The sequence below is a fragment of the Ralstonia sp. VS2407 genome (genome assembly GCF_052950655.1).
Genome location: NZ_JBRFVG010000372.1, coordinates 1 through 435 on the forward strand (window position 1 = coordinate 1; position 435 = coordinate 435).

At 61.6% G+C, this 435-nt stretch carries 1 pseudogene; it reads left to right on the forward strand.

Going from position 1 to position 435, the window contains the following annotated elements:
* A pseudogene (locus ACU8YE_RS25530) lies at positions 1-281 on the forward strand (hypothetical protein); the annotation flags it as partial.
* Positions 282-435: the final 154 nt, after the last annotated feature.

Here is a 435-nt window from a genome sequence, read left to right on the forward strand (position 1 = left end):
GTTATCGCGCGAAGGGCGGCATGGCATTCGGTACCGCGATCTCGTGGATCTACGTGAAGGACCAGACGCAGTCGCCGACCTTCACGTACCAGTCGGCCGCGATCCAGTCGACCGGCGCGAGCTTCGTGCAACAGGCCAACACGTTCGGCGCGCAAGGAGGCGCCTATCTGAGCGATCTGGCTCTGGGCACCCCCACGCCGGTGATGGCATCGTTCTATTTCACGCCGAAGAACTGCACGGGCTTCCTGTGCACGACGCTAAATCCGCTCACGCAGAATTAGGCGGGCGCGTTGCCCGCTGCTGCATTGCGCGAGTCGTTGCAACTAGCACGATCCGAGTACGTCGAATCGAGTGCCTCAGGTGCGCCACGTGATATGCGGCTGCATCTTTCGCCGCCGGCTTGCCGGCGGCATTTCAATTTATACGTGTGTCGGT